The following is a 25,647-nucleotide window of genomic DNA, read 5'->3' as shown; positions in this document are numbered from 1 at the left end:
CCGGTCGGTCAGTCGCGCCGGGCCACGATCCGGTACGCGTTCGACACCCCGAGCCGGTGCGAGAGCGGACGCACCGCGAACCGGTCGAGCAGGGTGCCGACGATCAACGCCGGGATCCCGGCGAGCAGCAGCGCCCCGCGCAGCGTGCGGCGCAGCGCGCCCGGCGCCTCGGGCAGCCACGGCGCGTCCTCGCGCGGCGCCACGTGGTCCAGCGCCAGCCATACGGCGGCCAGCAGGTCGACCGGGTCGTGCGGCTCGGCGTGCTGCTCCGCGACCACCGTGAAGCCCAGCCGCGTGAGCCGTTCCCGCAGATTGGCCACCGGCACGAAGTGCAGATGCTGCGGCTGGAGCCAGGGCAGCCACCAGCGGCCCAGCAGCCGCGCGTAGCGGCTCTCGGGGTCCGGCACCTCGATGAGCAGATGGCCGCCGGGGCGCACCGTCTCGTGCGCGGCCCGCAGTTCGCGGTCGGGGTCGGTGCTGTGCTCCAGGTAGTGGAACATGCTCACCACGTCGTAACGGGCGGCGAGTTCGGGTGCCAGCTCGGGGAACGCGCCCCGGTAGCCGTGCTCCACCCGGCCCTCCCGCTCGGCGAGTTCGACGCCGTCGGTGAAGTCCAGCCCGTCGAACGTCGTCCCGGGCAGCACCTCCCGGGCGGCCGCGCAGAAGTGACCGTGCCCGGTGCCGACGTCCAGCCAGGTCTTCGGCGCGGGGTCGTGCGGCAGCATCGACCCGGCCCGCCCCCGGTACATCTTCGTCCGGCCCCCGAAGGTGTCCCCGAGCTTCTTCTCGCCCAGCCCGTCGTAGAAGTCCCGGTAGTAGAACTCCAGCCCCTCGGCGCTCAGTCGAGGGTTCTGGAAGGTGTGCCCGCAGCCCTCGCAGCGGTCCAGGACGAAGCGGCCCGGCTTGTGCTGGAGCAGGTCGGTGGTGCGCAGCCGGGTGGTCAGCGCCGCCGAGTCGCACCAGGGGCAGGTGGTACGCCGGGGCTCGAAGAAGCGGGCCGGGTCGGCGGCGAGGTCCGCCTGGTAGGCGGGCCGGGCCTCGGCGATCCGCTCGGCGCGCGTGCTTTCTTCGCTCATCTGAACTCCCCTGCCAGGTCCTCGAGATGGGTCGCCGCGGCGGACGAACCGCCCGCGGCGCGGAACGCCGTACGGATCCGGCCGGCGGCGGCGCGGTGTCCGGGTCCGGCCAGGACGGAGTCGATCGCCGCGCCCAGCTGTCGCGGGGTGACGCGGCCGAACCGCACCCGCACACCGGCCCCCGCGTCGGTGACCTGCCCGGCCACGACCGGCTGGTCGTCGCGGATCGGGGCCACGACCAGGGGAAGGCCGTGCCACAGGGCCTCGCACACGCTGTTGTGCCCGGCATGGCAGACCACCGCGCCGGATCCCCTCTCCAGCCGCTCCAGCAGGGCGAGTTGAGGCACGGACGGCAGGATCAGCAGGTCCTTGTCGTCGCCCTGTGGCTCCAGCGCGCCGCCCGGATCGACGATCACGCCCTGCACCCGGTCGGCCCGCTCCCGCAGCACGTCCCGGCAGACCTCGAGGAACCGTCCGCCGACGTCGGTGTTCGCGGTGCCGAGCGTGACCAGCACGGTGGCCCGGCCGTCGTCGAGCCACTCCCAGGGGAAGGCGGCGGCCGAGGGCCGGGCCGTGATCGACGGGCCCACCCAGCGGACGCCACCGGGTCCGTCGCCCGCCAACTCCGGGGTGCTGAAGGCCAGGACGAGATGCGGCGAGAAGCGGGGGTCGGCGTCGCCCGCCGGATCGCCGATCGCGGACCGCAGTGCGGCCAGCCGCCGGTCCAGCCACTCCCGGACCTTGGGCAGCCCGGCGAGGGGGTCGGTGAACTCGGCCGAGGTGGTCGCCGAGGTCGCCCACGGCAGACCCAGCCGCTCCGCGACCAGCGCGCCGGCGAAGGCCTGCTGGTCGGCGACGACGACGTCCGGCCCGAACTCCTCGACGGCCGCCCGCACACCGGGCGCCATCGCCTCGGCGAGCGGCAGCAGGTACCACTCCCACAGGAACTTCAGCGCCTCCGGGCCGCGCAGGTCGGCGGGCCGCTCGCCGCGCGGCGCCCCGCCGCAGGCGAAGACGGACCCGGCTCCGGGGCCCGCCAGCCGGCCGACCAGCTCCGGATCGGGGCAGGCCCACGCCACCCGGTGGCCTCGTGCGGCGAGTTCGGCGGCGACACCGATCGCCGGGTTGAGGTGACCCACCAACGGCGGCACGACGAACAGGAACCGGCTCATCCGGCCGCCTCCGCCGCCACCCGCCCGGCCTCGTCGACGAGGGTCAGGATGTGCCCGCCGACCGTTCCTGAGGCCTCCACGAGGACCGAGTGCTCATGCCCCGGGATCACCACCGTCCGGCAGTGCGGCAGCACCGCCTCGAGCCAGGGCGCGAGTTCGGCCAGATCGGAGTCGCCGCCGTACAGACCGAGCACCGGGCAGCGCACCGCGGCCACCTGGTCATCCGTCAGCACCCGGCTGGCCGGGATGTCCTGTCCGAGGGTGGTCTCCCGGGCGAGCCGGGCCGCGCCCTTGGCCAGCCGGGCGGTGTTGTGACCGCGGTGGGCGGTGATCCACGCGATCGCGTCGGACTCGTTGTGGGCGAGCTGCGTCACGACCCGGTCCAGGATCCCGCCGAGTTTCACCGCCCAGGCTGCGGTGGCCGGTTCGGACTCGACGAGGGTGACGCTCGCCGCACGTTCGGGGTGCCGGGCCGCGTAGCCGAACGCGATCGTGCCGCCGTAGGAGTTGCCGACCAGGTGCACCGGACCGGTCACCGCCAGCCGGTCGAGCAGCGCCTGAAGGTCGTCGACGTTGTCGTCCAGCGTGTAGCCCCGGGCGGGGCGCTCGCTGCGGCCGTGGCCCCGCAGGTCGTACATGACGACGTCGAGGCCCGCGGCCGCGAACGCCGGGGCGATGGTGAAGTAGTAGCTGGCCAGGCTGTCGGTGAGCAGACCGTGCACCAGCACCACGGTGGCGGTGGCCGGCCGGCCCTGCCGGGGGCCGAGCCGCTGTACGTGCAACCGGACGGAGCCGGTGTCGACCATCGCCATGACTCAGCTCGCCTCCGCGGCCTTCAGGCTCGTCACGACGTACTCGACGAGCCGTCCGACGGTCAGTTCGATGATCTCGTCGAACTCCATGCCGGCCAGGAACTCGGCGAAGTTGACCCGGTCGCCGTACCGCTCCTGGAGCAGGCCGGCCAGGGTGACCAGGTCGATGCTCTCCAGCTCCAGGTCGCGGTTGAAGGTGGTCTGCATGTCGATCTCGATGTCGTCGAGGCCGTACTCGTCCTGCAGGAGCCGCGTGAGCATGCCGGTGAGATCGGCCAGGACGGACTTCTCGTCGGCGGTGACGGGGATGCGGGGGGTGGGGGGTGTCATCGGGCGTCGTACTCCTCTGCGGTCGGGTGTCCCGTCGTCCAGGCCACCACGTACGAACGGTCGGGCAGCCGGGGCGGATTGGCGGCCGGTGCGCAGTGCACGGCGTAGGCGCGTTCCAGGCGGCCCGCGACGGTCAGCCGGTCGCCGGCCGGTGTCGCGTCGAGCACCGTGAAGTCCCGTGGCCTGCCGCCGAATCCGGTGCCCTCCGCCTTGGCGACGGCCTCCTTCGCGGCCCAGAAACGGGTGAACCACAGGGCCTCCGAGCCGCCGGAGCCGCCAGAGTCGCCGGAGCCGTCGGAGCCGGCCGACAGGGCGCGCAGCAGCCGTAGTTCGCCCTCGCCGAGGGCGGCGGCGAGGGTTTCCGGGGTGCGGTCGGTGACCTCCTCGATGTCGATCCCGGGGCCGGGGCCCGGCGTGTGCGGCCGGACGATGGCGACGCCGGCCTCCGCGCAGTGGGCCAGCGAGACGTCCAGCGGAGGCAGGACGCGGCCGTGCACGCCGGTGACGTACGGCCGGCCGGCCTCGTCGTTGCGCACCCGCAGCTCGGCCGGGAAGACCGGGCCCTCGCCCTGGTCCCACAGCCACCGCCGTACCGCGTCCTTCGCCGCGATCCGGCCCAGCAGCCACTGCCGACGCCCGCGCGGCGGGTGCTCCGCGTACTGCGAACGCTCCGCTCCGCCGAGGGAGTTGCGCATGATCAGCTCGCGCGAGGCCAGGTCCGGCCACCGCTCGTGCAGCAGCTGCCAGCCGCCCGGACGAGTCTCGGACAGGGTGTGGCGCTCCGGGAAGCGCTCGACGGGCCGGGTCTTCGGGTCGTTGTCGAACCGGCGGTCCTGCCAGCCGTACAGCTCCGCCCACACCGTGCCCCCGGCCGTCAGCTGGACGTCGGCCTCCAGGAAGGCGTCGGTGAGCGAGGTGATCCGCACCAGACACCCCACCTCGGTCCCCGGCGCCGGACGCGGTCCGTGAAAGCGCATCTCCCGCATCCCGACCGGGAACACGACGGTGCGCTCGGCGCGGGTCGCCATGATCCAGTAGCCGAGGATCTGGCCGACGTTGTCCAGCAGCGCGCCGGGCGCGGACGGGGTGGTGATCACCCCGCGCACATGGCGGTCGCCGATCGCGGTGAGTTCGGTGACGCCCTGGAACGCCGGGCCGTGGAACATCCAGCGCTCGTCGTAGAGCTGGGCTGCGGTGTGGTCCGGAGCGCGCTCGGCGCCGGGGTCGGTGGGCCACGGGGCGGGGGGCGGCAGGTGGGCGGCGGCCAGTTCGACGGTGGCCCTGGCCCGGGGGCCGAAGGAGACGGCCAGCCGGTCGGGGCCCTCGGGGGTCACGGTCACCGGCACGTCGACGGCGGGGGTGGCGGTGAGCCACTCCTCGAACCGCGCGCCGTGCACGGCGACCGGCACCCTGCCGGGAGCCCACTCCCGGGCCGCCTCCACCGCCGCGTCCACGATGTGCCGCACGATCGTCGTCGCCGGGACGACCGGCCACCGGTCGGCGACCTCGGGCCAGCCGGGCCGCTGCGGGAAGAAGCAGTGGTCCAGCAGGTAGGGCATGGTGTCGGGGGAGACGTGGACGCTGCTGTGCCAGGGGCCCGTCCGCCGGGCGGCCGGGGGAGCCGTGGCCCGCGCGGTCATGAGGGCGGCCGCCGTGTCCGCCGTCTCGTGGAGCAGGGCGGACAGTTCGGCGGCCATCGGTGAGCCCTCGACGAGGGCGTCCAGCGGCGACGCACCGGCGGGGCCCGCCGCGCGGACCGGGGCGCGGAGCGGGGCGCGGAGCGGGGTGCGCAGTTCGGCCCGCAGTGCGGCGAGCCGCTGCGGCGCGAGGGACACCAGGGCGCCGCCCAGGTCCAGCCGTACCGGCGGCCGTGCCGCCCGCGCGGCCGCGGCCGGCGACGCGGGGGAGGCCAGGGAGGGCGTCACCGCGGCCCCCGCCGTCCACAGCGCGGTGGCCACCCGGCGGAGCTGGGCCAGGCCCGAGCGGTGGGGGGAGTTGGCGGCGACGACCAGGTGATCCCGGCCGCCCAGGGTGTCCCCGACGAGGGAGCCGAGCTGACCCGGGCCGACCTGGACGTACACCCGGTGTCCGGCCGCGTACAGCGCCTCGGTCAGCTGCCGGAAGCGGACGGGTTCCAGCAGATGGCGGACGAACAGGGACCGTATCCCCGCCTCGTCCTCGGGGAAGGGCGCGGCGGTCGTCCCCGACCAGAGCGGGGTGTGCGGCGGATACAGCCGGAACCGGTCGGCGGCCTCCTTGATCGGGCCGAGATGCGGTTCCAGCATCGGGGTGTGGAAACCCGACCGGAACGGCAGCACCTGGCTGAGGACCCCTTGGGCGCGGAAGGCCCGCACGAACTCCTCCACCGCCGCCTGCGGACCGCACACCATCGACTGGCCGGGCGCGTTGTCGTGGGAGAGCACCAGGCCCGCCGTGGCCGGGCCGCCGTCCCGCAGGGCGGCCAGGACCCGCTCGGCGGACGCGCCGATCGCACCGAAGGCCAGCCCCGCGACCGTCACCGAGTCGGGGTCGAAGCCCGCCATGAACGCGTCGACCTCGTCCCCGGAGTACAGGCCTGCCGTCGCCATCGCCGTCCACTCGCCCACGCTGTGCCCGGCGACCGCGTCCGGCACGATCCCGCTGCGGCGCAGCGCCGCGTCGAGCAGCCGGCCGACGGCGACGACGCCGAAACCGTGGCGGCCCACGTCACCGGGCCGGTCCCCGGCGACGGACGGGGCGGGCAGACCGAAGTGGGCGGCCACGTCGTCGACCTGCGGAGTGAAGTCGCCCTCCAGACCGGGGAACAGGAACGCCGGTCCGCCCCGGCCGGCGCCCAGCAGGGGGCTCGGCCGGAACCAGACGTCGCTGCGGCCGTGCCAGGCGCGCTGCTTGGCGACCGTGCGGCGGGCCAGAGCGAGCCGCTTCGCGGTCGGGTCGACGATGCCGAGGCGGGCGGGTCCCGCGTCCGGGTGCGGATGCGTGGGGGCGAGCCCGGCGGCCCGCACGCTGTCGTCGTCGGCGTCCAGAAGGGCGGCGAGGCGCGCGGGGGAGTCGGCGGCGAGCAGCAGGACCCGCTCGGGTTCGGCGACCGCCAGGAGCTGACGGGGCGGGGCGCTCGCGCGGGATCCGCGGGCCCCGGGCGCCTCCTCCAGCACCACGTGCGCGTTGATCCCGCCGAACCCGAACGCGTTCACGGCGGCCCGGCGCACGGGCTGCCGCTCGGTGGTCTCCCAGTCGGCGGCCTTCTCCAGGGTGCGGAACCGGGTGCGGGCCAGGGCCGGGTGCGGGTCGTCGCAGTGCAGCGTCGGCAGCAGCGTGCCGTGGTGGACGGCGAGCGCGGCCTTGACGAGGCCGGCGACCCCGGCGGCGGGCATGGTGTGCCCGATCATCGACTTGACCGACCCCAGCACCGCTTCGCCCTCACCGGGGCCGAACACCTCGGCGAGGGTGGCCAGTTCGGCTTCGTCGCCGGCCGGGGTCGCGGTGCCGTGCGCCTCCAGCAGCCCGATCGAACCGGGCTCGGCCGGGTCGAGTCCGGCGGCCCGCCACGCCTGCCGGACGGCCTGCGCCTGACCGCCCGGATCGGGGTTGACCAGCCCGGCGGCCCGGCCGTCGCTGGCCACCCCGGTGCCCCGGATCACCGCGTAGATCCGGTCGCCGTCGCGCTCGGCGTCGGCCAGCCGCTTGAGGACGACGACGCCCGTCCCCTCGCCGATCAGGATGCCGTCGGCGTCCCGGTGGAAGGGGCGGCTGCGCTGGCTGGGGGAGAGGGCGCGGAGCTGGGAGAAGACGCTCCACAGCGTGATGTCGTGGCAGTGGTGGACGCCTCCCGCGAGCATCAGGTCGCAGCGCCCGGAGCCGAGTTCGCCCACCGCCTGGTCCACGGCCACCAGCGAGGAGGCGCAGGCGGCGTCCACGGTGTACGCGGGACCGCGCAGGTCCAGCCGGTTGGCGATCCGGGAGGCGGCGAGATTGGGCACCAGGCCGATCGCCGACTCGGGACTGTCCGGACCGAGCCGCTCGGTGAACGCCGCCCGCACCCGGCCGAGTTGGTCGGACGTCAGGTCGGGCAGCAACTCGCCGAGCGTGCGCACGAGTTGACCGGCCGTCCGGACCCGTTGGTCGAGCCGGGCCAGGCCGGGTCCGAGATAGCCGCCCCGACCGAGGACGACGCCGACCCGCCCCCGGTCGGGGAGCCGGTCCGCGCCGCCGGCGTCGTCGAGGGCGGCCGAGGCCACCTGCAGGGCGATCAGCTGGTCCGGCTCGGTCCCGGCCACCGAGTGGGGCATGATCCCGAACCGGGTGACCTCCACCTGCGCCAGCCCGTCCACGAACCCGCCCCGCCGCGCGTACACCCGGTCCGCGACAGCAGGGTCGGAGGCCGTGCCGGGGCGGTAGTACTCGGGGTCCCAGCGCCCCTCGGGCACCTCGCCGATCGCGTCCACGCCGTCCCGCAGGTTCCGCCAGTACGCGTCCAGGTCGGCGGCGCCGGGCAGCAGTACCGCCATGCCGACGATGGCGACGGGCAGGTGACGCGCGGCCACGGGCGCCGTCACCAGCCCGAGGCGGTGTGGACGACGGCGGTGGCGGACTCGTCGCCCCAGGCCAGCTCCCGCAGCAGCGCCGCGGTCCCCTCCTCGGGATCGATCAGCCGGATGCCGCGCCGGGCGTACTCCCGGGCCAGCTCCACCCCCACCATGCCGGCGTGCCCGGCCGCGGGCGCCCACGGCCCCCAGTGCACGGTCACCGCGCGGTGACCGGTACGGGCGGCGAAGGCCGCGCCGAGGGTCTCCAGCGCGTCGTTGGCGGCCGCGTAGTCCACCTGGCCCCGGTTGCCCAGGACGGCCGAGATCGAGCCGAACAGCACCGTGAACGCGGGTGCGGCGGGCAGTTCCTCCAGCGCGGTGAGCAGGGCGTCCGCGCCGGTCGCCTTGGTCCCGTAGACGCGCTGGAAGGACTCGGCGCTCTTCTCCGCGACGAGCCGGTCCTCGATCACCCCGGCCGCGTGCACCACGCCGTCGAGCCGGCCGTGCTCGGCGTGGATCTCCTTCACCGCCTGGAGCACCGCCCCGGGTTCGCGGAAGTCGACGGAGCGGTAGCGGGCCCGGCCGCCGAGCGCCGTGAGTTCGGCGAGGGTGGCGGTGATCTCCCGCTGGGCCAGCAGGAGTTCGGCGGCGCGGTTGATCTCCGCCGGCTTCATGCCGCCGCGCGCGGCGAGCGCGGCACGCAGCTCGGCCGGGGTGCGGGCGGCCGCGGTGTCCGCGTCCTCGGGACCGTCCGGCGCGGGGGTCCGGCCGAGCAGCTCCAGACGGCAGCGGGCGGCGCGGGCGAGCGCGGCGGCGAACTGCGCGGTGATGCCCCGCGCCCCGCCCGCGAGCAGGACCACCGAGTCCCGGTCGAGACCGAGCGCCGCCGCCTCGGCGGCCCCGTCCCCGGCCGGTCCGGCGCCCGTGCTGCCGAGCGCGCCGAGCGGCGCCTCGACCAGCTCGAAACCGTGCCGGCCGGCCGGCGTCCGCCACACGACCGGGGTACGGTCCGGCGCGAGGGCCTCCGCGACCACGGCGTCCGCGACGGCGGCCGGCGCGGCGTCGGCGAGGTCGACGACCCGGGCGACCAGCTCCGGGTACTCGCGCGCCACCGTCCGGAACAGACCGCGCAGCCCGGCGGTCCGGGGGTCGGGTGTCCCGCCCTCGACGGTCCGCACGGCCAGCAACCAGCGCGGGCCGCGTGCCAGGGCCGCCTTCAGGACGGGGAACGCGTCCGGCAGGACGGGGCCGTCGTCGTCGAGGGCGCCGAGGTACAGCACGCCGTCCACCGGCCCGTCCGCCTCGGTCAGGACGTGGTCCCGGGCCCGTACGGCGACGTCGGCGCCGTGGGACGCCAGACGGGCCGCCACCTCGGGGGCCTCCCCGAGAAGGGTCCATCGGGTGCCCGAGAGCGTGGTGGAGGGGGCGGCGGAGGCGTCGGCGCCCGCGTCGAGCAGGACCGGCCGCAGTACGTGCCTCCTGGGCGGCACGCCGGTCACCTCCTGCGCGGCCCGCACAGGCGTCCCGGGCTCCGAGTCCGCCACGGCCGCCGCCGCCACCGCCGCGTCGGGCTCGGGGGTGGGGGTGGGCGCCGCCGGGGCGGCCGGTGCGCCCAGCCGGGCGGTCAGCCAGTCGGTCACCGCGGCGGCCGTGCGCGCCTTGGCCAGCTCCTCCAGCTCGTCGTCGTCCATCGAAGCGAGGTCCGCGCCCGTCCCGGCGCCCAGGCGCTTGGCCAGCTCACCGGCGATCTCCGCCCGTTTGATGGAGTCGATGCTGAGGTCGGCCTCGAGGTCGAGGTCGGGCTCGATCATGTCGACGGGGTAGCCGGTGCGTTCGCTGATGATCTCCAGGACGACCTGCTGGACATCGGCGGGCCCGGTGGCCCGGGGTGGAGCGGCGTCCTGGGTCGGTTCCGCCGTCACGGCGGCCACCGCCGTTTGCGCCGTGGCGAGTTGGGGCACCGCCTGGATCACCTGCGGCACCGCCGCCACGGGCGGTGCGGGCGGCGCGCCCGCGGTGGCGCCGAAGTAGGTGAGCAGTACGTCCCGTTGGGCGGCGATCATCTCCCGGCTGGTGCGCAGGAATTCGGAGACGAGTGCGTCCCGGTCGGACGGGACGCCGTGCGGGGGGTTCGTCGGCACAGTCGCCACGGTCCTCTCGGGGGATTCCACGACTCGTCGGGCCGGTGCGAGCGCACCGGGAAGGAGGGCGCCGGCGGCGGTGCGGACCAGCTGTCCGTCGACCGTCCAGCCGGGCCGCTTCGGCACGGGGGTCCGTACCGCGTCGACCGCGTCCCGGCCGCGCAGCAGCCACCCGGCGCGTACCGGCAGGCCCGCGACGGCGAGCCGGGCCAGGGCGTCGAGCCAGCCCTGCAGACCGCCGCCGGGGCGCGGCTCGCAGGCCACCGTGTGGTGCGGACGGTCGCCGAGGATCTGCCCGACCAGCCGGGTCAGCACCGACCCGGGACCGGCTTCGACGAAGATCCGCGCGCCCGCCGCGTACATCGCCTCGATCTGCTCGGCGAAGGCGACCGGGGCGCCGATCTGGGCGGCGAGTCCGGCCCGCACCTCGTCCGCGTCGGCGGGGTACGGCGCGGCCGTGCGGTTGGACCACACCGGGAACTCGGGCGGGTACACCGGCCGGGCCGCGAGCGCCTCGGCGAACCGGTCGCCGGCGCCGGCGACCAGCGGGCTGTGGAAGGCGCAGGCCACGGGGATCCGCTTGGCCCCGAGTCCGGCCTCGCGCAGCAGCCGTACGGTCTCGGTGACGGCGTCCGTGGGGCCCGAGATCACCGTCTGCTCGGGCGAGTTGCGGTTGGCGACGACCACCGAGTCCGGCGCCCGCGTCTCCGCGAGCGCCCGCGCCACCTTGTCGGCGCCGGCCGCGACGGCGGCCATGGTCCCGGGATCGCCACCGGCGGACGTGGTGGACGTGGTGGACGTGGTGGATGTGGCGGACGTGGTGGATCCAGTGGGAGCGGTGGATCCGGTCGGCGCGGCCGCCCCGGCGGCTTCGAGGATCGCCGCCGCCCGTTCGGCGCTCAGGTCCAGCAGCGTCTCGGGGCTCAGCGCGCCGGCCGCGCAGAGGGCGACCAGCTCGCCGTAACTGTGTCCGGCGGCCATGTCCGGCCGTACCCCGGCCGCGGTGAGCACGGCGTGCGCGGCGAGCCCGGCGACGCCGAGGGCCGGCTGTGCCACCCGGGTGTCGGTCAGCGCGGCCTCCTGACGGCCGCGAACCGCCTCGTCGAAGGCGGCCGGCGGATACAGGGCGTCGGCGTGGGCCCGTCCGAGCTCCAGGTAGGGCCGCAGCTCGGGGAAGGCGACGAACAGGTCGGCGAGCATGCCGGTGCGCTGGCTGCCCTGGCCGGGGAAGAGGAAGGCGACCTTGGAGTCCCCGAGACCGTGCCCGTCGCCCGGTCCGGCCCGGTGGATCCCCCGCGCAGGGTCGTGTCCGGCCGGATCGGCCGACACGCGTCGCAGCTTGCCGACCAGGTCGTCGACGTCCGTCGCCACGACCGCTACCTGCGCCGGTTCCCCGCTCGCGTCCGACCGCCGCGCGGCGCCGAGCGCCAGGTCCCGCAGCCGCCACGGCCGGCCCTCCGCCTCCGTGGCCCTGAGCAGTTCGTCCACCGCACGGCCGGCCGCGGCGGCGTCCCGTCCGCGGAAGACGAACAGTTCGGCCGGCCAGGCGTCCGCGCCCCGCACCGGCGGCACGCCGTCGGCGTAGGCGCTCAGCACCACATGGAAGTTGGTGCCACCGAAGCCGAACGCGCTGACCCCGGCGATCCGTTCACCGGCGGGCGTCGCCCAGGGCCGGGCCCGCGCATGGAAGGCGAAGGGGCTGTTCTCCGGGTCCCAGGCCGCGTTGGGGGCCTCGACGTGCAGCGTGGGCGGCCGGACGCCCGTGTGCAGGGCCAGCAGGGTCTTGATCAGGCCGGCCAGTCCGGCGGCGCACTTGGTGTGTCCGATCTGCGACTTCACCGAGCCGATCGCACAGCCGCCCGGCCGCGCCCCGGCCTCCTCGAACACCTCGCTGAGGATGCGCAGTTCGGTGCGGTCGCCGACCACCGTCCCGGTGCCGTGCGCCTCGACGAGCCCGACGTCGGCCGGGGAGACGCCCGCGTTGCGGTAGGCGCGCTCCAGGGCCGAGCGCTGGCCCTCGGGCCTGGGCGCGGTGAGGCCGAGCGAGCGGCCGTCGCTGGAGGAGCCGAGGCCCTTGATCACACCGTAGATCCGGTCGCCGTCGCGTTCGGCGTCCGCGAGCCGCTTGAGGACGACGCAGGCCACGCCCTCGCCCAGGGCGATGCCGTCCGCCGAACCGTCGAAGGCGCGGGAGCGGCCGGTCGGGGACAGGGCGTGCACGGAGGAGAAGAGGACGTAGTCGTTGATGCCGTTGTGCAGGTCGGCTCCGCCGCAGAGCACCACGTCGGAGGTGCCGCCGACGAGTTCCTTGCAGGCGACGTCCACCGCGGCCAGCGAGGAGGCGCAGGCGGCGTCGACGGTGTAGTTGGCGCCGCCGAGGTCGAGCCGGTTGGCGATCCGCCCGGAGATGACGTTGGCGAGCATGCCGGGGAAGGAGTCCTCGGTGAGCTGCGGGAGCTGGTCGTCGAGGCCCGCCGGGACGCTGCCGTAGTAGGAGGGCAGGACCGCCCTCAGCGTGGCCGCGTTCGACAGGTCGCTGCCCGCCTCCGCGCCGAACACCACCGAGGTGCGGGAGCGGTCGAACTCCCGCTCCCCTTCGCCGTATCCGGCGTCCTCCAGGGCGCGCCGGGCCGCCTCCAGGGACAGCAGCTGCACGGGCTCGACGCTGCCGAGCGACGTGGGCGGGATCCCGTACCGCAGGGGGTCGAAGGGGATGCGGGGCAGGAAGCCGCCCCACTTGGACGGGGTCGACGCGCCGTGGTGGACGGCCGGATCCCAGCGGTCGGCCGGGACCTCGCCGACCGCGTCCACGCCGCCGACCACGTTCGCCCAGAAGGCGGGCAGGTCGGGCGCCTGCGGGAACATGCACGCCATGCCGACGACGGCGATGTCGAGCGGGGCCGGGGCGGCCGGCTCCCGGACCGGCTCCTCCTGGCCCAACTCCGCCGCGCGCAGGGCGAGATGCTCGATCGCGCCGGTGGTCACCGACGCGTGCAGCGCGGCGACCGTGGTGGTCGTCGAGCGCAGCACGGCCACCTCCCCGGCCATGAACATCCCCTCGTCGAGCTGGCGTCGCTCGTCGACGGGGGCGAGGGAGCCGTCGGCGTCCCGGGTCACGCCCTTGCTCGCGATGCGCAGCCGGCCGACGTTGAGCCGCTCCAGGGCCTCCCAGATCCGCCGGTCCGCCACGCCCTCGGCCCGCAGCCGGGCCTCCTCGTCGCGGTAGCCGGCGGCGAACGGGCTCGGCACGCAGCGGGTGGCGTGTCCCGGCGCCGACTCCAGGAGCGTGGTGCGCTCGGCGGCCATGACCTGCCGCTGGAAGAGCGGCCGGATCGCGCCGCGGGACACGGCCTCGTCGGTGAACAGATACGCGGTGCCCATCAGCATGCCGACGGCCGCTCCGCGCGCGGTCAGCGGCGCGGCGAGCGCGGCGACCATCGCCGCCGACCGCTCGTCGTGGACTCCGCCCGCGAAGAACACCTCGACGTCCTCGGCCCCGTGACCCGCCGACCAGTCCTCCAGGACCGCCAGTTGGGCCTCCCAGAGCGGAAAACTGCCGCGCGGTCCGACGTGCCCGCCGCACTCCGAGCCCTCGAACACGAACCGGCGCGCCCCTGCCTCCAGGAACTGCCGCAGCAGTCCCGGCGACGGCACGTGCAGGAAGGTCCGGATGCCGTCCCGCTCCAGGGCCTGCGCCTGGGACGGCCGTCCGCCCGCGATGATCGCGTGCGTCGGCCGCAGTTCCCGTACGGCCTCCAGCTGTGCGGCGCGCACGTCCTCCGGCGCGAAGCCGAGCACGCCCACCCCCCAGGGCCGGCCGGCCACCGCGTCCCGGGTCTCGGCGAGCATGGTCCGGGTCCGCGCGCCGTCCGCCAACGCCAGGGCGAGGAAGGGCAGCGCCCCGTCGGCCGCCACCGCCGCGGCGAACGCGGCCCCGTCGCTCACCCTGGTCATCGGCCCCTGGGCGAGGGGGAGCCGGGTGCCGAGCGCCCGGCTCATCGGTGACCGGTCCCGCAGCGCCCGTACGGCCGTGTCGTCTCGTACGGCGTCCAGGACCGCGTCCCGCAGCGCCCGCAGGGTCCGCCGCACGTCACCCCAGCGCTCGGCGAACCGCGCGGCGAGGAAGCCGTCCTGGCCCACCGGGAGCAGCTGTCCGTGCGGGTCCTGCGCGCCCAGCAGCGCCGCCACCGCCCGCGGCTCCGCGTGCTGCGCGAGCCGCGGGGCGTCCGGGCCGCGCCGCAGCAGGACCCGGTGTCCGGCGAGGACGACGGTCTCCGAGCCGTCCAGGGTGCGCAGCGCGGCGGCGGCGGGTTCGGGCAGCGCCGACTCGGCGAGCAGCGCGAGCTGGCTGTCCAGGACGACGCCCGCCGCACCGCCGGCCACCGCGGCGGCGGCCGTACGCGGGCCGATTCCGCCGCACGCCCACACCGGCGAGGTCACCTCGGGGGCGGCGAGGAGCTGCTGGAGCAGGACGAAGGTGCTCAGTTCGCCGATCCGGCCACCGCTCTCGGCGCCGCGGGCGATCAGGCCGTGCGCTCCGGCGCGTAACGCGTCCCGCGCGCCCGCCAGGTCGGTGACCTCGACCAGCACGCGGTGGCGCGCCGAAAGACCGGCGATCGGCCAGGGCGCCTCGTCGGGCTCCGCGGCCCGCGCGGCCTGTGCCGCCTCCGTGGAGAGGACCACCGTGTGCGGGCCGTCGGGGCCCAGGTCGGCGGGGGTCAGCCGACAGTGCGCGTCGACCCGGACTCCGAAGCCGCCCGGGGAGGCGCGGCGCAGACGGGACAGGGCCTCGCGGGTTCTTCGGTCACCGGATCCCAGGTCGAGTACGCCGAGCCCGCCGGCCCGGTTGATCGCCAGGGCGAGCCCGGCATCGGGTTCGCCGAAAGGAGTGATGCCGATGATCATGTCCTCGGAACGCACAGCAGACGTCATGATTCTCCGAATCAAGGGTGAGACTGCACGGTGGGGGGTTCGGGACAGCAATGGCGGCTCACCGGATTCCCGCGGGCAGAGGGCCACCGCGGAACGCCGTTCTAAAGCGCGTGCTCGAAACGCGTTGAAAGGTAGTGCGCTTATTACTCACTGGTCAACGTTCGAACGATCGGCCGGTACCCAGCCGCAATGATTCGGTCAGTCGCGGGGGGAGGGCCAGGGCGTAGGAAATCGGATGAATTCCTTGTCGGTCCGGCCCCGTTCACCCTCCACTCACACTGTAGAAACATGAACGAACGCAGGAAATGGGTTCCTGTGGACCGCTTGTCCGAATCGCTACGCACATTCCCGGCGTCGGTCGGGCGGCGGGGAAAATTCTGTGTGTCGTTCCGGGAGTGACCGGGAAAGGCTTGTGCTGACGACGGTGCCCGAGTCGCCCCGTGAGACAGGCCTTGACGCCGGCCGACCTCCCACGAAGACTGGAACGACCGCGGAGTCGAGCCGGTCCTCGGGAGGTCGTCGACCGGCTTGACTGCGTGGTCACCCACCCCCCAGGCGGCCGACGACGGGGGAGTCCCGGGCGCCTCACACGCTGTAGCCGCCGTCCACCCCCAGAGCCTGGCCCGTGATGAATCCGGCCCGGTCCGAGGCGAGGAAGGACACCGCCTCCGCGATGTCCGCCGCCTCTCCGAACCGGCGCAGCGGGATGTTCCGCCGGGTGACGGCGAGCGCCTCGTCGTCCAGTTCGCCCGACTCGATCAGCCGGCCCGCGTTGCCGTCGGTGAGCATGCCCGGCGCGACGCAGTTGACGCGGACCCCGTAGCGCCCCTCCTCGGCGGCCAGCGCGCGGGCGACCGCCTCGACCGCTCCCTTCGCCCCCGAGGACAGTCCGTCGCGTACCGGGAAGCGCCGGGTGGCGACGGTGGTGACCGCGACGACGCTGCCCCCGCTCCGGCGCAGGACGGGCAGCGCCGGATGGACGAGATTGAAGAACGCCACAGTGTCCGCCTCGAGTTGGGCCCGGTACTCGCCCGGGGTCACCCGGCTCAGATGCCGCATCGGCACCTGCGGACCGGCCGCGTACACGAGCGTGTGGATGCCGCCGTACGCCTCGGCGGTCGCGGTCACCGCCCGGGCCGTCGCCGCCTCGTCGGTCAGGTCCACCGGGAGCGGCGCGAGCCCCTTCGTCCCTTCGGCGAGGGCCTCGGCCGCCTCCCGCCGGGACCGGTAGGTGAACACCACCGCGCTGCCGCGGGCCGCGAGCGTCCGTACGACCGCCGTGCCGATGCCGCCCGTGCCGCCCGCGACGAACGCCACCCCCGGCCGGCCCGAGAAGTCCTCCACGCCCACCGTCCTCCCTGTCCCCGCGCCCCGGTGGCCCCGCCTCCTGTCCCGCAGCCCCAGGGGCTTGGCGACGACCACCTTCACGACCTGGCTCGTCCCGGCGTGGCTGTCCCTCGCCTCGCGGGTGGGGACGACGGCCCGCGGCCCGGGGTCGTCCGCGAGGCCGTGCCACGCCTCGAAGAGCCCGCGGGTCTGACCGTCTGACCGCAACTGTCAGTGGTGTCACGGCTGTTCGGGAATCACGTTCTCACCGGGCATGTTCCGGGGCAAGGGACGTGCGCCGATCCATCTCGGCCGCGGCCCGGGCGAACCCGCACGCGTGCCGGGCCCTGCCGAGGCCATGACCGCCGTACGGCTCCGGGATCGTGACGCCCAGTCAGCCGCCGCCCGCGACGTCGGAGCAGCACCCCTCGGGGAGAACGGGTGGTCGCGGTCCTTCCGTGCGACACAAACCGGGCGGGCCGGGCGGGCCGGCCGGGCGGGTCTCCTCCGGTGTGCCGAGGGGCCGTTCGGGTCCAGGGTGACGGCGTACGGAGTGTTGTCCCCGTGACCGATGTGACAATCAGCCCATAGTGCCCATATGACGCGTACCCGTACGGCGCTCCTGTGCGCCGCCGCTCTCCTCGCCTCGACCCTTCAGACGGCCGCCGCGGCCGCGACCGCCGACCCCGGCCACCATGACCGGGCCTGCGCCGCCACCCAGAAACCGGGGGGCCAGGCGCGCGAGGTCCTCGCCCTCGTCCGCGCGGCCCGTAAGGAGCTCGGTCTCAAGGCCGCCCTGGTCAAGGTCACCGTGGGCGGGCGTGAACTCGTCACCGGCGCGGACGGCGAGTCCCTCACGGACGTGCCCGCCACGCCCGCGGCGCACTTCCGGACCGGCTCGGTCGGCATCGCCTTCATGGGCACGGTGCTGCTCCAGCTCGTCGAGGAGCACAAGGCGCGCCTCGACGACCCGGTCTCCCGCTGGCTGCCCGACCTGCCGCACGGCGACGAGATCACCCTGCGGATGCTCGGCGACTCGACGTCGGGCCTGCACGACTACGTCACCGACCCACTCTTCCTGAAGAAGCTCTACGCCGACCCCTGGCAGCACTGGGCCCCCGAGGAGGTCGTCGGGATCTCGCTCAGCCACCCCCTGTGGTACCGGCCGGGCACCAACTGGAGCTACTCGCACGCCAACTTCGTCCTCCTCGGCCGCGCCCTGGAGGAGATCTCCGGCACCTCGCTCGACCGCCTCCTGCGGGAGCGCGTCATGAGGCCCCTGAAGCTGCGCAACACCCGCAACAACGACACCGCGCTCATCCCGCCGCCCGTGCTGCACGCCTATGACGACGAACGCGGGACCTACGAGGAGTCCACCTACTGGAACCCCTCCTGGACCACCGCCCCCGGTGCCATCCTGACCCAGAACATCTGCGACCTGGCGCGCTCCGGACAGGCCATCGGCTCGGGCGAGCTGCTCTCGAAGCGCTCCTTCCGCACCCAGCTGGATCCGGGCACGGTCGGCCTCGGGCACCAGACCGCGAACTGCCCCGCCACGGTCTGCCTGCCCATGACCGAGGACTTCCACTTCGGCCTCGGCGTCGTCGTCAAGAACGGCTGGGTCGTGCAGAACCCGTCCTTCTTCGGCTACGCGGCCGTGATGGCGTACGAGCCGCACAAGCGGCTGTCCATCGCGGTGTCCACGACGGTGGGCCCGGACGCCCCCGCGGGCAACACCGCCCAGACGATCACCGAACGGATCGCGGACCTGCTCGACCCGCAGCACCCGCTGGCCGGCTGACCCGCGCGGTCAACGCCCGGCGCGCACCCCGTCCAGCGCGATGGCCAGGACGCGGTCGCGCTGGGCGTCGTCCACGAAAACCGTCGCGGTGATACCCGCGACCAGTCGCACCAGATCGCCGAAGTCCATGTCCGCGCGGGCCAGCCCGGCCCGCTGGGTCCGCTCGAACAGCGGGCCGCCCGCCGCGTACATCGAGTCACGGCAGGCCTGGAAGATCTCCGACTCGTCCTCCAGCGCCTCGCGCACCGCCCGCTTGGTGACCATGTAGCCGGCGAACCGGTCGAGCCAGGCGGTGAGCGCCTCCCACGGCTCCAGGGCGGCGAGCTCCACGGCCGACCGGCACAGCGCGTTGACCTCGTCCGCGTACACGCTCTCGAACAGTGCCCGGCGGGTCGGGAAGTTCCGGTACAGCGTGCCGATGCCCACGCCCGCGCGCCGGGCGACGTCCTCCAGGGACGCCTCGGAGCCGTGCTCGGCGAACGCCTCGCGGGCGGCGGCCAGCAGCGCGTCGTAGTTGCGGGCCGCGTCCTTACGGGCCGGGCGCTGAGCCGCGACGATCTCGCTGATGGGGAACTGCTGAGCCGGCACTGCTGCCTCCTGGGCGGGGACTCGGTTGAACCGGAGGGGTGCCTCCGCTACAGTGGAGGGGTGCCTCCACTTTAACAGTCCGAGGCCTCTTCTCCTCTTTCCGGGTCTTTCCGAGAGGCTTGTCATGCCCCGCAAGTCCACCCGCCTCACCTTCGCGGTCCTCGCGACCGGTGCCGGCGTGTTCTCCATGCTCCAGTCGCTGATAGCGCCCGCGCTGCCGACCGTGCAGCACGCGCTGCACACCTCGCAGTCGACCGCGACCTGGGTGATGACCGCGTATCTGCTGTCCGCGTCCGTCTTCACGCCGATCCTCGGCCGGGTCGGCGACCTGATCGGCAAGAAGCGCACCCTGGTCGGAGTCCTGCTCGCCGTCCTGGCCGGCTGTCTGCTCGCCGCGCTCGCGCCGAACATCGGCGTCCTGATCCTCGCCCGGGTCGTCCAGGGCATCGGCGGCGCGCTGTTCCCGCTCTCCTTCGGCATCATCAGGGACGAGTTCGCCCCGTCCCGGGTGCCCGGCAGCATCAGCAACCTGTCCGCCGTGATCGCCGCCGGCGGCGGTGTCGGCATGGTCGCGGCCGGACCGATCGTCTCCGCACTCGACTACCGCTGGCTGTTCTGGATCCCCGTCGGCATCGTCGCGGCCGCCACGCTGATCGCCGTGCGCTACGTGCCCGAGTCGCCAGATCGGGCGGAGGGCAAGGTCAGCTGGCTCGGCGCCGTGCTGCTGTCCGGCTGGCTGGTCGCCCTGCTGCTGCCGCTCAGTCAGGCGGGCAACTGGGGCTGGGGCTCGGTCCGGGTGATCGGCCTGTTCGCCGTGGCCGTGGCGCTGTTCGCGCTGTGGCTGTTCACCGAGGCCCGCTCCCGCAGCCCGCTGATCGACCTGCGCATCATGCGACTGCCGGCCGTGTGGACCACCAACCTCGCCGCCCTGCTGTTCGGCGCGGGCATGTACGCGATCTGGTCCTTCCTGCCCGGGTTCGTCCAGACCCCGAGCACGGCCGGGTACGGCTTCGGCGCGAGCGTCACCGCCTCCGGGCTCCTCATGCTGCCGATGCTGCTCGCGATGTTCGTCTCCGGCGTGCTCAGCGGCCGACTCGAGCCCCGCGTGGGGGCCAAGGCACTGCTCACCGCCGGGGCCGCACTCGGCGCGGTCGCGCTGGGCTTCCTCGCCCTCTGGCACGACGAACAGTGGCAGGTCGCCCTCGTGGCAGGCGTGTTCGGCCTCGGCATCGGCCTGGCCTTCGCGTCGATGGCCAACCTGATCGTCGGCAGCGTGCCCGCCGCGCAGACCGGCGCCGCCACCGGCATGAACGCCAACATCCGCACCATCGGCGGGTCCATCGGAGCCGCCGTCACCAGCGTCCTGGTCACCGGCCGCCTCCAGCCGTCGGGCCTGCCCTACGGCTCCGGCTACACCCACGGCTTCACCCTGCTCGCGGTGCTCTGCCTGGGCGCCGCCCTCGCCGCCCTGCTCGTCCCGGTCCGCCGCGCGAACCGTCTGCCGGAGCCGGCCGCCCACCAGACGCCGACCGCCGCCCCCACCCCCGTACGGTAGGCTTTGCCTGCGCGTTCCCGCGGCTCACCGCCGCGGCAACGCCTCGGGACGTGGCGCAGCTTGGTAGCGCACTTGACTGGGGGTCAAGGGGTCGCAGGTTCAAATCCTGTCGTCCCGACTTTTCGAAGTCGTCGTGAGCCAGAGGCCGTATCGGAGTCGTTCCGGTACGGCCTCTCGCTTCAGGACTCGAGGATCCTGCGCTTCTGCTCCTCGAACTCGGCCTCGGTGAGGACACCCTGGGCCTTGAGCTCCCCGAGTTGCTTCAGCTGGTCGATCTTGCTGCTCATGTCGGCGGGCTGGGCGGGTGGGGGAGCGGCGGCCGGTGCCGGCTGCGGCGCGGCCTGCTGAGGATCCTGCTGGGCCCAGCGCCCTTGCTGGCGGCGTGACACGCGGTTCGACACGGCGGTCGCGGTACCGGCCACTACGGCTGTGCGGGCGACCCCGCGGAGGAGACCTGGCACGGCGGTTTCCTTTCTCGCCGGAGACCTGCGAGAGAGACGGCCTTCGACCGCTTCCCGGCCGACGCGCGACGGTCGGCGCACCGGACACCCCCATTGGACCACCGCCGGATTTCCCTCGCACGTCGGCCCGGGCGCTGAACTGCGCGAATACCGGTCTTCTGCCGGTTTGTGCTTCTCATGGCAAGCTGATATCGGGCGACCGAACGGCCACCTGTCAGCGGCGATACGCAGTGGCGAGACGTATGTGGGAGGAGCCCAGATGACCGCGACCGGAGTGCACCACGGACACGGACACGGGACGGCGAGCGGCGGCGGGGCATGGGTGTCCGGCTGGACCGGTTTCGCCGGGGTCATGATGATCTTCGGCGGGCTGATGGCGATATTCCAGGGAATCGCCGCCATCGCCGAGGACGACGTCTTCGTCGTCACCCGCGACTACGCGTACAACTTCAATCTGACGAGTTGGGGCTGGATCCACCTCGTCCTCGGCGTTCTGGTCGCGCTCGCGGGCGTCGCGCTGTTCCGTGGCGCACTGTGGGCGCGCGTCGTCGGCGTCGCCCTGGCCGGCCTGTCGATGCTCGCCAATTTCATGTGGCTGCCGTACCAGCCCGTCTGGGCCATCGTGCTGATAGCCGTGGACGCCTTCGTCATCTGGGCGCTGTGCATCGGAACGGGCCGCGAGGCCCGCACCGACTAGCCCTCCGCGCCGCCCGCGCGCGCCCCTGTGACCAGCCCGTTCGAGCGGTCAGCGCCGTCGCGCGCCACCCGTCCGGCGGGCATGGGGCCGTTCGGTGCGGGCAGGCGCCCCGGGCGGCTGACGGCAGACGCGCCACCGTGCCGTACCGGTTCCCGCGTGTTTCTGTTGTCGGGCGGACTCCTCTGTAAATCCGCCGAATGTCCGCGCCGGCACGCACAGGGAGACACGAGTGGAAACCAGCGGCATTGACGGTCGTCAGCCCCTTGCCCCGCTGCTCCTCAAAGGGCAGAAGGCGCTGGTGACGGGCGCGAATTCCGGCATCGGAAAGGCCACCGCGATCGGCCTCGGGCGGGCGGGCGCCGATGTGGTCGTGAACTATGTGGCGGGGCGGGAAGCCGCGGAGGAAGTCGTGCGCGAGATCGAGGGCTTCGGCGTCCGCGCCTATGCGCACGAGGCCGATGTGTCGCGGGAGGACCAGGTCGTCGACATGGTCTCCCGCATGGTCGAGGAGTTCGGGACCATCGACGTCATGGTCGCCAACGCGGGGCTCCAGCGGGACGCCCCCGTCACCGACATGACCCTGGAACAGTGGCACAAGGTACTGGACGTGAATCTGACCGGACAGTTCCTGTGCGCACGCGAGGCGACCAAGGAATTCATGCGGCGCGGGGTCGTGCCGGAAGTCTCCCGGTCCGCCGGGAAAATCATCTGCATGAGCTCGGTCCACCAGATCATCCCCTGGACGGGCCATGTGAACTACGCGTCGTCCAAGGGCGGGGTGCAGATGCTCATGGCGACCCTCGCCCAGGAGCTCGCGCCGCACCGGATCCGGGTGAACGCCGTCGCTCCGGGAGCGATCCGCACACCCATCAACCGCAGTGCCTGGGACACCCCCGAGGCCGAGGCCGACCTGCTCCGGCTCGTCCCCTACCACCGCGTCGGCGACCCGGACGACATCGCGAACGTGGTGTCCGCGCTGGCCTCCGACCTCTTCGACTACGTGGTGGGGACGACGATCTACGTCGACGGCGGAATGACGCTGTTCCCCGGATTCGCCACCGGTGGCTGAGACCCGCCACGCCTCAGCCATCCGGGACGAGCCACCGAGGACCATGTGAACAGCGCGATCGACCACTTTCTGGCGGACGGCCCCGCACAGCTGCTGCCGGCCCGGGAGCTGATGGCCTTCACCCTGGGCTCGCACATCCTGCTCGTGCCCTTCGGCGTGGCCCTGCCCGCCATCACCCTGCTGATGCACTACCGCGGACTGCGCAAGGGCGACGCCGTCGCCCTGCTGCTCGCGCGGCGCTGGTCGGCGGTCATGGCCGTCCAGTTCGCCATCGGCATCGTCACCGGCACCGTCCTCTCCTTCGAACTCGGCCTGCTGTGGCCGGGGATGATGGGCCGGTGGGGCGATGTCTTCGGCCTCGGCTTCGGGGTCGAGGCCTGGGCGTTCTTCCTCGAGGCGATCCTCATCGCCGTCTACCTGTACGGCTGGCGCCGGCTCACACCGTGGACGCACTTCTGGCTCGGCCTGCCCCTGCCGCTGGCCGCCCTGATGGGGGCGTTCGGCATCATCGCCGCGAACTCCTGGATGAACACCCCGCGCGGCTTCACCCTCGACGCGTCCGGCGACCCGGTGGACGTCGACGTACGCAGGGCGATCTTCACGCCGATGTTCGGCCCGGAGTACTGGCACTTCGTGGTCGGAGTGGTGCTCACCGCCGGTTACGTCGTCGCCGGGGTGTACGCGGTCGGCTGGCTGCGGGGCCGCCGGGACCGCTACCACCGGCTCGGCTTCACCGTGCCGTTCTCCGTCGCCGCGATCCTGACCCCCGTGCAGTTCATGCTGGGGGACTCGATCGCCCGCTCCGTCTTCCACAAGCAGCCGCTGAAGTTCGCGGCCACCGAGATCGTCTGGAAGACCGACACCCACGTGCCGGAGTACATGTTCGGGCGTCTGCATGCCGACGGCACGATCTCCGGCGGGATCAGGATCCCCCAACTGGACTCGATCCTCGCCGGTTTCAGCCCGGACACCAAGGTGACGGGCCTGTCCTCGGTCCCGGCGAGCGAGCGCCCGACGGCGACTCAGGCCACGATCGCGCACTGGGCGTTCGACATCATGGTGACCGTCGGAAGCCTGCTCGCCCTGCTCGCGCTCTGGTACGGCTGGTGCTGGCTCCGCCGCCGTGACCTGCCCGGGTCACCGTGGTTCTTCCGGTGCGCGGCGCTGGCCGGCGGGGCCTGCCTGCTGACCGTGGAGTGCGGCTGGATCACCACCGAGGTGGGCCGCCAGCCCTGGATCGTCTACCAGAACATGCGGGTCGCGGAGGCGGTGACGGACACCCGCGCCTCGACCCTGTGGGCGATGCTCGGCATCGTCGTGGTGCTCTACGTCCTCGTGTTCGGCGCCTTCCTGACCGTCCTGCTGAAGATGAGCGGGCGGTGGCGGCTGGCCGACGAGAGCGTCGGCACGGCCGCCTCCACCGGGGACGTGGAGGGCGACACCCCCTACGGACCCCGGCCGTTGTCCACCACCACCATCACCGGCGGACGGGACGGGGGCGGCACATGACCGAGGCCGCCGTCGCCTGGGTGCTGCTGGCCGTGGTGGCCGCCTACGCGTGTGCCGGCGGCACGGACTACGGCGCCGGATTCTGGGACCTGCTGGCGGGCGGCGCCGAGCGGGGCAGGCGGCCCAGGTGGCTCATCGACCACGCCATGGAACCGGTGTGGGAGACCAACAACGTCTGGCTCGTCTTCGTCCTGGTCATCATGTGGACCGGCTTCCCGGTCCTGTTCCAGACGGTCTTCACCGCCATGTGGCTGCCGCTGGCGCTGGCGGCCGTGGGACTCGTCCTGCGCGGCGCCGGGTTCGCCCTGCGCAAGCCCACGCAGCGCCTCGCCGGGCGCAGGGTCTACGGCGCGGCCTTCGCCGTCTCCTCGCTGCTGACGCCCTTCTTCCTCGGCGCGGCGGTCGGCGGGCTGGCCACCGGCCGGGTGGCTCCCGGCACGAAGGCGACGGCCGACGCGTGGTCCAACGGGACGTCCGTGATCGCCGGTCTGCTGACCGTCGCCGCGACCGCCTTCCTCGGGGCGGTGTTCCTGACCGCCGACGCCCGCCGCTTCGACGCCGCCGACCTGGTCGGATACTTCCGGCTGCGGGCCTGGTGCAGCCTCGGCGTCCTCGCCGTCCTTGCGGTCGTCGGCCTCGCCGTGACCCGCGACGACGCGCGCTACGTCCACGACGGACTGACCAGCGGAATCGGTCTCGCCCTCGTCCTGGTCGCGGTCGCCGCCGCGTTGGCCACCGCCGGGCTGCTGTACCGCACCGCCACGGGATGGGCGAGGATCACCGCCGTCGGCAGCGTGGCCCTCGTCGTCGTGGCGTGGGGGCTGGCCCAGCGGCCCTATCTCGTCCCCACCTCGCTGACCGTGTCCGAGGCGGCCGGCGCGCCGACGACGCTGCGCTGGCTGCTGCTGGTCACGGCCATCGCCGTGGTGCTCGTCGGACCGCCCCTCGTCCTGCTCTACCGGCTGGACACCGCCGGCGCCCTCCAGCCCCTCACCGAGGCGGACCTGCGGCGGACGGCGGCCGGACGGGAGCCCGAGAGCCCGTGACCGGCGGCGGGGAGTCGATGCGCGGGGAACCGGTGCGTGGGGAGCCGGTGCGTGGGGAGCCGGTGCGCGGGGCCGGGCAGGGACCGCCGATCGTGCTGGTCCTCGGTGTGTCCGGTTCCGGGAAGACCACCGTCGGCACGGCGGTCGCCGAGCGGCTCGGAGTGACGTTCGTCGAGGGCGACGGCTTCCACAGCGCCGCCGACGTCGCCAAGATGACCGCGGGCCACCCCCTGGACGACGCCGACCGCGAGCCCTGGTTGCGGGCCCTCGCCGACCGCGTCCGGCGCTCCGCCGAGGCCCGCGAGGGGCTGGTTCTCGCCTGCTCGGCCCTCAAGCGGGCCTATCGCGACGAGCTCCGGGCAGCCGCGGGCGGCCGGCTCTGGTGCCTCTACCTGGCCCTGGACCGGGACACCGCACGGGACCGCGTGTCCCGGCGCACCGGCCACTTCATGCCCGCCCACCTGGTCGACTCGCAGTTCGCGACGCTGGAGCCGCTGCAACCGGACGAGCCGGGCCTGACCCTGGACGCCACCGCCGGTCTCCCGGCCGCCCTCGACCGGGTGCGGGCCGCCGTCGCCTCCTTCGCCCGGACCACGGACCGCTGAC

Annotated in this window: 16 protein-coding genes and 1 tRNA gene; 8 read left to right on the top strand and 9 right to left on the bottom strand. The window is 74.0% G+C overall.

Going from position 1 to position 25,647, the window contains the following annotated elements; translation table 11 throughout:
* Positions 1 to 8 precede the first annotated feature (8 nt).
* The 7 genes from ACIRPU_RS19305 to ACIRPU_RS19275 all read right to left on the bottom strand — a co-directional run bounded on the left by ACIRPU_RS19305 (position 9) and on the right by ACIRPU_RS19275 (position 16,543).
* On the bottom strand, positions 9 to 1,076 hold the full coding sequence (locus ACIRPU_RS19305; protein WP_403868513.1) for a class I SAM-dependent methyltransferase: 1,068 nt from the start codon (positions 1,074 to 1,076) through the stop codon (positions 9 to 11).
* Positions 1,073 to 2,248 carry a glycosyltransferase gene (locus tag ACIRPU_RS19300; RefSeq protein ID WP_403868510.1) on the bottom strand — a complete coding sequence of 392 codons (1,176 nt, stop codon included), beginning with the start codon at positions 2,246 to 2,248 and terminating at the stop codon, positions 1,073 to 1,075. The genes ACIRPU_RS19305 and ACIRPU_RS19300 overlap by 4 nt, the downstream gene beginning before the upstream one ends.
* Complete coding sequence (locus ACIRPU_RS19295; protein ID WP_403868507.1) at positions 2,245 to 3,060, bottom strand: alpha/beta fold hydrolase; 816 nt, start codon at positions 3,058 to 3,060, stop codon at positions 2,245 to 2,247. Before ACIRPU_RS19295 ends, ACIRPU_RS19300 begins: the two co-directional genes overlap by 4 nt.
* A gap of 3 nt (positions 3,061 to 3,063) precedes the next feature.
* Positions 3,064 to 3,390 carry an acyl carrier protein gene (locus ACIRPU_RS19290; RefSeq protein ID WP_403868504.1) on the bottom strand — a complete coding sequence of 109 codons (327 nt, stop codon included), beginning with the start codon at positions 3,388 to 3,390 and terminating at the stop codon, positions 3,064 to 3,066.
* Positions 3,387 to 7,898, bottom strand: a complete 4,512-nt coding sequence (locus tag ACIRPU_RS19285) for a beta-ketoacyl synthase N-terminal-like domain-containing protein (protein WP_403868759.1) — start codon at positions 7,896 to 7,898, stop codon at positions 3,387 to 3,389. Before ACIRPU_RS19285 ends, ACIRPU_RS19290 begins: the two co-directional genes overlap by 4 nt.
* 44 nt (positions 7,899 to 7,942) lie before the next feature.
* Positions 7,943 to 14,989 carry an SDR family oxidoreductase gene (locus ACIRPU_RS19280; protein ID WP_403868501.1) on the bottom strand — a complete coding sequence of 2,349 codons (7,047 nt, stop codon included), beginning with the start codon at positions 14,987 to 14,989 and terminating at the stop codon, positions 7,943 to 7,945.
* 585 nt (positions 14,990 to 15,574) lie between these two features.
* Positions 15,575 to 16,543, bottom strand: a complete 969-nt coding sequence (locus ACIRPU_RS19275; RefSeq protein ID WP_403868498.1) for an SDR family NAD(P)-dependent oxidoreductase — start codon at positions 16,541 to 16,543, stop codon at positions 15,575 to 15,577.
* Between the two features lie 370 nt (positions 16,544 to 16,913).
* Here ACIRPU_RS19275 and ACIRPU_RS19270 point away from each other — a divergent pair, with 370 nt between their 5' ends.
* Positions 16,914 to 18,116, top strand: a complete 1,203-nt coding sequence (locus tag ACIRPU_RS19270; RefSeq protein WP_403868495.1) for a serine hydrolase domain-containing protein — start codon at positions 16,914 to 16,916, stop codon at positions 18,114 to 18,116.
* Between the two features lie 9 nt (positions 18,117 to 18,125).
* Here ACIRPU_RS19270 and ACIRPU_RS19265 read toward each other — a convergent pair whose 3' ends face one another.
* Complete coding sequence (locus ACIRPU_RS19265) at positions 18,126 to 18,704, bottom strand: TetR/AcrR family transcriptional regulator (protein ID WP_403868492.1); 579 nt, start codon at positions 18,702 to 18,704, stop codon at positions 18,126 to 18,128.
* A gap of 124 nt (positions 18,705 to 18,828) precedes the next feature.
* Between ACIRPU_RS19265 and ACIRPU_RS19260 the strand changes: the two genes are divergently transcribed.
* Positions 18,829 to 20,259, top strand: a complete 1,431-nt coding sequence (locus ACIRPU_RS19260; protein WP_403868489.1) for an MFS transporter — start codon at positions 18,829 to 18,831, stop codon at positions 20,257 to 20,259.
* Positions 20,260 to 20,303: 44 nt separating this feature from the next.
* Positions 20,304 to 20,377 (top strand) — tRNA-Pro (locus tag ACIRPU_RS19255).
* Between the two features lie 61 nt (positions 20,378 to 20,438).
* On the opposite strand, the gene ACIRPU_RS19250 is transcribed toward ACIRPU_RS19255, so the two are convergent.
* On the bottom strand, positions 20,439 to 20,720 hold the full coding sequence (locus ACIRPU_RS19250; RefSeq protein WP_384109355.1) for an SHOCT domain-containing protein: 282 nt from the start codon (positions 20,718 to 20,720) through the stop codon (positions 20,439 to 20,441).
* Between the two features lie 259 nt (positions 20,721 to 20,979).
* Here ACIRPU_RS19250 and ACIRPU_RS19245 point away from each other — a divergent pair, with 259 nt between their 5' ends.
* From ACIRPU_RS19245 to ACIRPU_RS19225, 5 genes are all read left to right on the top strand, one after another.
* On the top strand, positions 20,980 to 21,417 hold the full coding sequence (locus ACIRPU_RS19245; protein ID WP_384109353.1) for a hypothetical protein: 438 nt from the start codon (positions 20,980 to 20,982) through the stop codon (positions 21,415 to 21,417).
* A 229-nt stretch (positions 21,418 to 21,646) separates the two neighbouring features.
* A complete protein-coding gene (locus ACIRPU_RS19240) occupies positions 21,647 to 22,486 on the top strand; it encodes an SDR family oxidoreductase (RefSeq protein WP_403868484.1) in 840 nt (279 codons plus the stop codon).
* A 111-nt stretch (positions 22,487 to 22,597) separates the two neighbouring features.
* On the top strand, positions 22,598 to 23,995 hold the full coding sequence (locus ACIRPU_RS19235) for a cytochrome ubiquinol oxidase subunit I (protein ID WP_403868756.1): 1,398 nt from the start codon (positions 22,598 to 22,600) through the stop codon (positions 23,993 to 23,995).
* A complete protein-coding gene (locus tag ACIRPU_RS19230; protein WP_403868481.1) occupies positions 23,992 to 25,041 on the top strand; it encodes a cytochrome d ubiquinol oxidase subunit II in 1,050 nt (349 codons plus the stop codon). Before ACIRPU_RS19235 ends, ACIRPU_RS19230 begins: the two co-directional genes overlap by 4 nt.
* On the top strand, positions 25,038 to 25,646 hold the full coding sequence (locus ACIRPU_RS19225) for a gluconokinase (RefSeq protein ID WP_403868478.1): 609 nt from the start codon (positions 25,038 to 25,040) through the stop codon (positions 25,644 to 25,646). Before ACIRPU_RS19230 ends, ACIRPU_RS19225 begins: the two co-directional genes overlap by 4 nt.
* The last annotated feature ends 1 nt before the right edge of the window (position 25,647 follow it).

Source organism: Streptomyces sp. NPDC102259, from assembly GCF_044766465.1.
Lineage (GTDB): Bacteria > Actinomycetota > Actinomycetes > Streptomycetales > Streptomycetaceae > Streptomyces.
Note: the sequence above shows the minus strand (reverse complement) of the source record. Positions and strands in the feature narration are given on the sequence as shown.

Bases quoted from the DNA above. Each gene is read 5' to 3' on its own strand.
- ACIRPU_RS19305 (WP_403868513.1), bottom strand. From the start codon at position 1,076: ATGAGCGAAGAAAGCACGCGCGCCGAGCGGATCGCCGAGGCCCGGCCC.
- ACIRPU_RS19300 (WP_403868510.1), bottom strand. From the start codon at position 2,248: ATGAGCCGGTTCCTGTTCGTCGTGCCGCCGTTGGTGGGTCACCTCAAC.
- ACIRPU_RS19295 (WP_403868507.1), bottom strand. From the start codon at position 3,060: ATGGCGATGGTCGACACCGGCTCCGTCCGGTTGCACGTACAGCGGCTC.
- ACIRPU_RS19290 (WP_403868504.1), bottom strand. From the start codon at position 3,390: ATGACACCCCCCACCCCCCGCATCCCCGTCACCGCCGACGAGAAGTCC.
- ACIRPU_RS19285 (WP_403868759.1), bottom strand. From the start codon at position 7,898: ATGGCGGTACTGCTGCCCGGCGCCGCCGACCTGGACGCGTACTGGCGG.
- ACIRPU_RS19280 (WP_403868501.1), bottom strand. From the start codon at position 14,989: ATGACGTCTGCTGTGCGTTCCGAGGACATGATCATCGGCATCACTCCT.
- ACIRPU_RS19270 (WP_403868495.1), top strand. From the start codon at position 16,914: ATGACGCGTACCCGTACGGCGCTCCTGTGCGCCGCCGCTCTCCTCGCC.
- ACIRPU_RS19260 (WP_403868489.1), top strand. From the start codon at position 18,829: ATGCCCCGCAAGTCCACCCGCCTCACCTTCGCGGTCCTCGCGACCGGT.
- ACIRPU_RS19245 (WP_384109353.1), top strand. From the start codon at position 20,980: ATGACCGCGACCGGAGTGCACCACGGACACGGACACGGGACGGCGAGC.
- ACIRPU_RS19235 (WP_403868756.1), top strand. From the start codon at position 22,598: ATGGCCTTCACCCTGGGCTCGCACATCCTGCTCGTGCCCTTCGGCGTG.
- ACIRPU_RS19230 (WP_403868481.1), top strand. From the start codon at position 23,992: ATGACCGAGGCCGCCGTCGCCTGGGTGCTGCTGGCCGTGGTGGCCGCC.